Genomic DNA, 6,112 nt, shown 5'->3' on the forward strand with positions numbered 1-6,112 from the left:
TTGCTCGCGAATGCGGTCAATCATTCAACATTTCTAGCGACTGACACGACGCCTTCGCGAGCAAGCCCGCTCCCACAGGGGATTTGTGGTGATTCTCAAAGTGGTGCCACGCCCTCGACGATGATGATCTCCGCCCGTGCCCATTCCTCGCGGTAGCGCTTCGCCTCCTGATACGCCGCCGAGTGGTAGCACGCCAGTGCTTGCTCGTAGCTATCGAATTCGATCACCACACTGCGCTGTGGCGTCTTGCGTCCTTCCATCGCCTCGCTGCGCCCGCCTCGCGCCAGAAATTTCGCACCAAACTCCGCGAACGCCTTCGGTGCGCGCTGGGTGTATTGGCTGTAGTGCTCGGCATCGGCAATGTCGACGTGGGCAATCCAGTAAGCCTTCATAGTGACCTCTTTGTTTATTTTGTATTATGGTATACCAATATTATTTCCAACAAACCCTGAGAGTCCAGCATGGCCTTCAACAGCATCGAAGAAATCATCGAAGATTATCGCCTCGGCAAAATGGTCCTGCTGGTCGATGACGAAGATCGGGAAAACGAAGGCGACCTGTTGTTGGCCGCCGATTGCTGCACGCCCGAAGCGATCAGCTTCATGGCCCGCGAAGCCCGCGGGTTGATCTGCTTGACCTTGACTGACGAACACTGCCAGCGCCTGGGGCTTGAACAGATGGTGCCGAGCAACGGCAGCGTATTCAGCACCGCGTTCACTGTCTCGATTGAAGCGGCGGTGGGCGTCACCACCGGTATTTCCGCCGCTGACCGCGCCCGTACGGTCGCCGCCGCTGTCGCCAGAGACGCCCGCGCCGAAGACCTTGTGCAGCCCGGGCATATCTTCCCGCTGCGCGCCAAGGAAGGAGGCGTGCTGACTCGCGCCGGTCACACCGAAGCAGGTTGCGATCTGGCCCGCCTCGCCGGTTTTACCCCGGCATCCGTCATTGTTGAAGTGATGAACGATGACGGCACCATGGCCCGCCGTCCGGATCTGGAAGTGTTTGCGCGCAAGCACGGGATCAAGATCGGCACCATTGCCGACCTGATCCACTATCGCCTGAGCACCGAGCACACCATCGAACGCATCGGCGAGCGCGAATTGCCGACGGTGCATGGCACGTTCCGTTTGATCACGTTTGAAGACCGTATCGAAGGCGGCGTGCACATGGCGATGGTCATGGGCGATTTGCGCCGCGAAGCGCCGACGCTGGTGCGCGTGCATGTGATCGATCCGCTACGCGATCTGGTCGGCGCCGAGTACAGCGGGCCAAGCAACTGGACGTTGTGGGCGGCGCTGCAGCGGGTCGCGGCCGAGGGCCATGGCGTCGTCGTGGTGTTGGCCAATCATGAGTCGTCTCAGGCGTTGTTGGAGCGTGTACCGCAACTGACCCAGCCGCCACGACAGTTCAGCCGGTCGCAATCGCGGATTTATTCAGAGGTGGGAACCGGCGCGCAGATTCTGCAGAACCTTGGTGTGGGCAAGTTGCGCCATCTCGGCCCGCCACTGAAATATGCAGGCCTGACCGGGTATGACCTGGAGGTGATCGAGAGCATCCCGTTCACCGAATAACCCACGCCAAACACAATTCCAACTGTGGGAGTGGGCTTGTTCCCGAAGGCGTCGTGCCAGGCGACATCAATGTTGAATGATCGACCGCATTCGGGAGCAAGCCCCCTCCCACAGGGGTTTTGCATTTCAGATCGTCATCTCACGGCCCCAAAAAACCCATTCGCCAGATAACCGGTAAGGCAAAGTGCTTGCACAAAGTTTGGAATACCATAATATGATATTCCATAGACCGGACACTTCAGTGAACGTCCATCTACTGCTCCCCGATAGGCGGGCAACAACGCAAGCCCGCTCAAAAACACAACAATGAGGGCGTAAAAATGGTGTTGAACAAAGCTGCAACCGCAATCCTTTTTGCCGGACTGCTGAGCGTCACCGGCCAGTCCGCCATGGCCGCCGAGAGCGTGAATTTTGTCAGTTGGGGCGGAAGCACCCAGGATGCGCAGAAACAGGCCTGGGCTGACCCGTTCAGCAGGGCCAGCGGCATCACCGTCGTGCAGGACGGCCCGACCGACTACGGCAAACTCAAAGCCATGGTCGAAAGCGGCAACGTGCAATGGGACGTGGTCGATGTCGAAGCCGATTTCGCGCTGCGCGCCGCCGCTGAAGGGCTGCTTGAACCCCTCGATTTCAACGTCATCCAGCGTGACAAGATCGACCCACGCTTTGTCAGCGATTACGGTGTCGGCTCGTTCTTCTTCTCCTTCGTCCTCGGCTACAACGAAGGCAAGCTCGGCGCTGCCAAGCCGCAAGACTGGACGGCGCTGTTCGACACCAAGACCTACCCCGGCAAACGCGCCCTGTACAAATGGCCAAGCCCCGGCGTGCTCGAACTGGCGCTGCTGGCCGATGGCGTACCCCCCGACAAGCTCTACCCGCTGGACCTGGATCGCGCCTTCAAGAAACTCGACACGATCAAGAAAGACATCGTCTGGTGGGGCGGCGGCGCGCAGTCGCAGCAGTTGTTGGCCTCGGGTGAAGTGAGCATGGGCCAGTTCTGGAATGGCCGCATTCACGCCCTGCAAGAAGACGGTGCGCCGGTGGGTGTGAGCTGGAAGCAGAACCTGGTCATGGCCGACATTCTGGTGATTCCAAAAGGCTCGAAAAACAAGGACGCGGCGATGAAGTTCCTGGCCAACGCCAGCAGTGCCAAAGGCCAGGCCGACTTCTCCAACCTGACCGCTTACGCCCCGGTCAACGTCGACAGCGTGGCGCGCCTGGACTCGGTGCTGGCCCCGAACCTGCCGACTGCCTACGCTAAGGATCAGATCACTCTCGACTTCGCGTACTGGGCCAAAAATGGCCAGGCCATCGCGACACGGTGGAACGAATGGCTGGTCAAATGAAAATGGCGGCCACTGCGTCCCGTCCCTCCACTGCCACCGGGAGCGCCGCAAGCGCTGCCGGCTCGGCCGCAGGACAAAAGGCGATTGCGATGCCGCAAGCCCCCTCCCTCAGACAACGCTGGCGCGGCGCCGGCAACCTCGTCCCGGCGCTGCTGTTCCTCGGCCTGTTCTTTCTGGCGCCGTTGATTGGTTTGCTGTTGCGCGGTGTGCTCGAACCCACACCGGGCCTTGGCAACTATGAACAACTGTTCGCCAACTCGGCGTATGCCCGCGTGCTGCTCAACACCTTTTCAGTGGCCGGGCTGGTGACGTTGTTCAGCCTGTTGCTGGGATTCCCGCTGGCCTGGGCGATTACCTTGGTGCCGCGCGGCTGGGGTCGCTGGATCCTCAACATCGTGTTGCTGTCGATGTGGACCAGCCTCCTCGCCCGCACCTATTCGTGGCTGGTGCTGCTGCAAGCCTCTGGGGTGATCAACAAGGTTTTGATGGCGCTGGGCATCATCGATCAGCCGCTGGAAATGGTGCATAACCTGACCGGCGTGGTGATCGGCATGAGCTACATCATGATCCCGTTCATCGTGCTGCCATTGCAGGCGACCATGCAGGCCATCGACCCGATGATCCTGCAGGCCGGCTCGATTTGCGGGGCCAGCCCATGGACCAACTTCTTCCGGGTGTTCCTGCCCCTGTGCAGGCCCGGGCTGGCGTCCGGTGGGTTGATGGTGTTTGTGATGTCGCTCGGTTACTACGTCACCCCGGCGCTGCTGGGCGGAGCGCAGAACATGATGCTGCCGGAGTTCATCATTCAGCAGGTGCAATCGTTCCTCAACTGGGGCCTGGCCAGTGCCGGCGCCGCGTTGCTGATCGCCATCACCCTGGTGCTGTTTTACTTCTACCTGAAGCTTCAGCCGGAATCCCCGGTTGGCGCCAGTAACGCGAGGTAAGCCGAGATGCTCCTGACTCCCAATGCCATGAGCCGCCGGATGCGTTTCGGCCTCTACACCACCACCGGGCTGATCGGTTTGTTTCTGCTGTTGCCGATCGTGTTCATCGTCCTGCTGTCGTTTGGTTCGTCGCAATGGCTGGTGTTCCCGCCACCGGGGTGGACACTGAAATGGTACGGCCAGTTCTTCTCCAACCCCGACTGGATGAATGCGGCACTCGCCAGCCTCAAGGTAGCGGTGCTGACGACCCTCTGCGCCGTGGCCCTCGGTCTGCCGACAGCGTTTGCCTTGGTACGTGGGCGCTTTCCCGGCCGGGAAATGCTCTATGGCCTGTTCACTCTGCCGATGATCGTGCCGCTGGTGATCATCGCCGTGGCGGTGTACGCGCTGTTCCTCAAGCTCGGTTATACCGGGACGATGTTTGCCTTTGTGGTCAGCCATGTCATCGTCGCGCTGCCGTTCACCATCATCTCGATCATCAACTCGCTGAAGCTGTTCGATCAGTCGATCGAAGACGCGGCAGTGATCTGCGGCGCGTCACGCCTGCAAGCGGTGCTCAAGGTGACGTTCCCGGCAATACGTCCGGGCATGGTCGCCGGCGCCCTCTTCGCCTTCCTCGTTTCGTGGGATGAAGTGGTGCTCAGCGTGATGATGGCCAGCCCGACCCTGCAAACCCTTCCCGTGAAAATGTGGACCACCCTGCGCCAGGACCTGACACCGGTGATCGCCGTCGCTTCGACGCTGCTGATCGGCCTGTCGGTATTGGTCATGGTGATCGCCGCCGCCCTGCGCCGGCGCAACAACATCAGCGCCTGAGCGCCCAGGAGTACGACATGAGTGCCGTGATCAAAGACGCATCCCAGCAGAACGACAAACCCCTGGTCAGCCTGCGCAACCTGAACAAGCACTACGGCGACTTTGCCGCCGTGGACAACATCTCCCTGGACATCAAGGACGGTGAATTCCTCACCTTCCTCGGCTCCAGCGGCTCCGGAAAAAGTACGACGCTGTCGATGCTCGCCGGTTTCGAAACCCCGAGCAGCGGCGAGATCCTCGTCAACGGCCAGTCGCTGGTCAACGTGCCGCCGCACAAGCGCGACATCGGTATGGTGTTTCAGCGTTATTCGCTGTTCCCGCACCTGTCGGTGCGCGACAACATTGCCTTCCCGTTGGCGATCCGCAAACTCGCTGCGGCCGAACGTGACAAGCGCGTCGATGCGATGCTCAAACTGGTGCAACTCGATCAGTTTGCTCATCGCCGCCCTTCGCAACTGTCCGGTGGCCAGCAACAGCGTGTCGCCATCGCCCGGGCGCTGGTCTATGAGCCACGCATTCTGCTGATGGACGAGCCGCTGGGTGCGCTGGACAAAAAACTGCGCGAAGACCTGCAAGACGAACTGCGCCAACTGCACCGCCGCCTGGGCATCACCATCGTTTACGTGACCCACGATCAGGAAGAAGCCATGCGGTTGTCCCAACGCATCGCCATTTTCAGTCACGGCAAGATCGTTGGTTTGGGCAGCGGGTATGACCTGTATCAGAATCCGCCGAACGCGTTTGTCGCCTCCTTCCTCGGCAACTCGAACTTCCTCAAACTCAAGGCGCAGGGCAATGCGGCCGCGAGTTTTGAAGGGCAGCCGCTGTCGATCCGACTGACCGCCGGCGTGCACACTGATCAGGATGTGCTGCTGATGGTACGCCCGGAAAAAGCCTTGGCGCTGAGCGTGCAGCAGGCGAGCGACGAGCCGTTGCCGGCAGGTTGGAATGAGGTGTCAGCGACGGTGGTTGAAGTGCTGTTTCTGGGCGAGAGCCTGACGTGCAGCGTGGTGACCTCGGGCGGAACGTCGATGACCGTCAAAGCACTGTCGGCGGCGGGCATGCCGCTCAAGGGGGGTGATCCGGTGAGCGTACGCTGGGCCACCGCCGATGCCTGCGTCTACACCGAATGGACCGAAAGCGACCTGAACAAAGCCGCCGGCGCTCACTAAACTCTTCAACACACCAAAATCCCCAGGTGGGCGCGGGCTGGCTCGCGAAGGCGTCAGCTCAGCCAACCTCTCTGCTGACTGACACACCGCTTTCGCGAGCAAGCCCGCTCCCACACTGGATTCGTGGCGAACACAACAAATCGTCCATCACAGATCAAAACTGTGGGAGCGGGCTTGCTCGCGAAGGCGTCAATCCAGCCAACCTCTCTGCTGACTGACACACCGCTTTCGCGAGCAAGCCCGCGCCCACACTGGATTTGTGG

The 6,112-nt window shown here is 60.7% G+C and carries 6 protein-coding genes; 5 read left to right on the forward strand and 1 reads right to left on the reverse strand.

Going from position 1 to position 6,112, the window contains the following annotated elements:
• Window positions 1–95: 95 nt before the first annotated feature.
• Window positions 96–392 carry a DUF1330 domain-containing protein gene (locus K5E40_RS31185; RefSeq protein WP_221734031.1) on the reverse strand — a complete coding sequence of 99 codons (297 nt, stop codon included), beginning with the start codon at window positions 390–392 and terminating at the stop codon, window positions 96–98.
• Between the two features lie 69 nt (window positions 393–461).
• Here K5E40_RS31185 and ribBA point away from each other — a divergent pair, with 69 nt between their 5' ends.
• The 5 genes from ribBA (at window position 462) to K5E40_RS31210 (ending at window position 5,849) form a co-directional block, all read left to right on the forward strand.
• Window positions 462–1,571: a bifunctional 3,4-dihydroxy-2-butanone-4-phosphate synthase/GTP cyclohydrolase II gene (gene ribBA, locus K5E40_RS31190; protein ID WP_221734032.1), complete on the forward strand. Its 1,110-nt coding sequence runs from the start codon at window positions 462–464 to the stop codon at window positions 1,569–1,571.
• Between the two features lie 320 nt (window positions 1,572–1,891).
• Window positions 1,892–2,917 (forward strand): ABC transporter substrate-binding protein, encoded by a 1,026-nt coding sequence (locus tag K5E40_RS31195; protein ID WP_221734033.1) that lies wholly within the window; start codon window positions 1,892–1,894, stop codon window positions 2,915–2,917.
• Window positions 2,914–3,861: an ABC transporter permease gene (locus K5E40_RS31200; RefSeq protein ID WP_221734037.1), complete on the forward strand. Its 948-nt coding sequence runs from the start codon at window positions 2,914–2,916 to the stop codon at window positions 3,859–3,861. Before K5E40_RS31195 ends, K5E40_RS31200 begins: the two co-directional genes overlap by 4 nt.
• 6 nt (window positions 3,862–3,867) lie before the next feature.
• On the forward strand, window positions 3,868–4,677 hold the full coding sequence (locus K5E40_RS31205; RefSeq protein WP_221734034.1) for an ABC transporter permease: 810 nt from the start codon (window positions 3,868–3,870) through the stop codon (window positions 4,675–4,677).
• Between the two features lie 17 nt (window positions 4,678–4,694).
• A complete protein-coding gene (locus K5E40_RS31210) occupies window positions 4,695–5,849 on the forward strand; it encodes an ABC transporter ATP-binding protein (RefSeq protein WP_221734035.1) in 1,155 nt (384 codons plus the stop codon).
• The last annotated feature ends 263 nt before the right edge of the window (window positions 5,850–6,112 follow it).

It is taken from the genome of Pseudomonas baetica (genome assembly GCF_019733355.1).
GTDB classification, from domain to species: Bacteria; Pseudomonadota; Gammaproteobacteria; order Pseudomonadales; family Pseudomonadaceae; genus Aquipseudomonas; species Aquipseudomonas baetica_A.